A 2,141-nucleotide genomic window follows, 5' to 3' on the forward strand; every position below is an offset into this window, starting at 1 on the left:
GACCACAGCCAGCGCATAGCCGACGGCAACCGCCGCATCGACGGCATTGCCGCCTTTCTTCAGCACCTCAACGCCGACTCGCGATGCCAGATGCTGGGCGGTCACCACCATGCCGTGCTCGCCCTTCGCCGGCTGCGGCGAGGCGGCGAAGATGGCCGTCAGCGGCACAAAGGCGAAAGTGAGGGAAAGACCGACGGCGATTAGGGTGCGGCGGGTGGGGTGCATGGCCGTTCTCCGAGGCGTTGGATGCGCCTAGAAGACCCTCTCGGAGCGGACGAGTCCATGGCTGTGAATGAAAATTCGGGAATGCTGTCATTCGCCGTCGGCGAAGCTGCCGATCTCCCCTTGCGGGGAGGATCGGATGTCGCTTCGGCTTTCGACAACCGAAGGCTGAAGGCAAACAAGCTTGTTCTTGCATGGTGCTGATTTGCGCCGCGACCCGCCGTTGGCGGGTTTTTCGTTTCAGGCCGACATCAAACAATCCCGCCGCCGCCACTCGCAACCGCCGGCCGTTCCGCCGCGACCTTCGCCCGATAGCCGGCCGCCCGGTAGGCGGCGACCGGATCGATGGCGCCGCCCGTGTTCAGCCGCGCCATGGCGAGGATCGGCTCGACATCGGTGCGATAGGCGGCTTTCAGCGTTTGCGTCGCCATCAGCGCGTCATTGGCGTCCTGATAGGCTTCCAGTGCCTTACGATCTATCAGCAGCGCCTGCACATAGGCGCGCTGCACCTCGACCGCGGACAGCATCAGGCTTTCGATCGGATCGGTGACGTTGTGGCTCTGGTCGAGCATGTGAGCCGGATCAAAACCTTCGGCACCGGAAAGCTCGGCATCGACCAGCTCGTTGAAGACGAGGAACAGACGGTAAGGATCGATCGAGCCGGCGTCGAGATCGTCGTCGCCATATTTCGAATCGTTGAAATGGAAGCCGCCGAGTTTCTTGAACTGGATCAGCCGCGAGACGATCATCTCGATGTTGACGTTGGGCGCATGGTGGCCGAGGTCGACCAGGCAGAACGCCTTGTCGCCGAGTTCGGTGGCGATGATATAGTTGGTGCCCCAATCCTGCACGACCGTCGAATAGAAGGCCGGCTCGTACATCTTGTGCTCGGTGAACAGCTTCCAGTCGTCCGGCAGTCCGGCGTAGATCTCCTTCATCGCGTCGAGATAGCGTTCGAACGTCTTGGCGAAATTGACCTGGCCGGGAAAGTTCGAGCCGTCGCCGATCCATACGGTCAGTGCCTTCGATCCCAGCGTCTTGCCGATCTCGATGCATTCGAGATTGTGCTCGACCGCCTGCTGGCGGGTTGCGGCATCGGCATGCGACAGCGAGCCGAACTTGTAGGAAATCGCCTGGCCCTTAGCGTCAGAGAACGTGTTCGAATTCATGGCGTCGAAGCCGAGGCCGAACCGGGAGGCGGCCTGCTTCAGCCGGTTCGGGTCGGCCTTGTCCCATGGAATGTGCAGCGAGACGGTCGGCGTCGCCTGCGTCAACTGCAGGATGACGGCGCAGTCCTCGATCTTGTCGAAAATGTCGCGCGGCTCGCCGGCGCCGGGAAAGCGGGCAAAGCGGGTGCCGCCGGTGCCGACGCCCCAGGACGGGATCGCCACGGCGAATTTTTCGACCTTGTCGCTGATAGCGTCGATGGCGATGCCGCGACGGTCAAGACGCTCACCGAGCGAGTCGTAATCGCGCTTGAGGTCGGCCTCGCGCGCGGCGTTGTCTTTTTCGACGATGTCGGCGGAGATGATTTGTTCCATCGCCCGTCTCCGCTCAGCGCGTGAACGACTGGGCGTTGCCCGCGTCGACATTGACGATATTGCCGGTCGACTTGGCCGACATGTCGGACGCGAAGAAATAGATCGCCTCGGCGATGTCTTCGGGGAATACCGAACGCTTCAGCATCGAGCGCGAGCGGTAGTGCTCCTCGAGGTCGTCGGTCGACATCTTGTAGGCGGCGGCGCGCTGTTCCTTCCACTCGCCGGTCCAGATCTTGGAGCCGCGCAGCACGGCGTCGGGATTAACGACATTGACCCTGATCTGCGCTTCCGCGCCCTCCAGCGCCAGGCAACGCGCCAGATGGATCTCGGCGGCCTTGGCCGTGCAATAGGCGGCGGCGTTGGGCGATGCTGCTAGCC

General features: G+C 62.8%; 2 protein-coding genes and 1 pseudogene. All 3 read right to left on the reverse strand.

Annotation, left to right across the window (positions count from 1 at the left end; all coding sequences use genetic code 11):
* A pseudogene (gene ggt, locus EOA86_RS31935) lies at nucleotides 1-225 on the reverse strand (gamma-glutamyltransferase); the annotation flags it as partial.
* A 248-nt stretch (nucleotides 226-473) separates the two neighbouring features.
* Nucleotides 474-1,763 carry an L-rhamnose catabolism isomerase gene (rhaI, locus tag EOA86_RS31940; RefSeq protein WP_128345246.1) on the reverse strand — a complete coding sequence of 430 codons (1,290 nt, stop codon included), beginning with the start codon at nucleotides 1,761-1,763 and terminating at the stop codon, nucleotides 474-476.
* Nucleotides 1,764-1,776: 13 nt separating this feature from the next.
* On the reverse strand, nucleotides 1,777-2,141 hold a 365-nt coding region (locus tag EOA86_RS31945), incomplete at its 5' end, for an SDR family oxidoreductase (RefSeq protein ID WP_128345248.1).

Source organism: Mesorhizobium sp. M5C.F.Ca.IN.020.32.2.1, from assembly GCF_004023105.1.
GTDB classification, from domain to species: Bacteria; Pseudomonadota; Alphaproteobacteria; order Rhizobiales; family Rhizobiaceae; genus Mesorhizobium; species Mesorhizobium wenxiniae.

Coding starts and splice junctions, on each gene's coding strand:
- rhaI (WP_128345246.1), bottom strand. CDS start 1,763: ATGGAACAAATCATCTCCGCCGACATCGTCGAAAAAGACAACGCCGCG.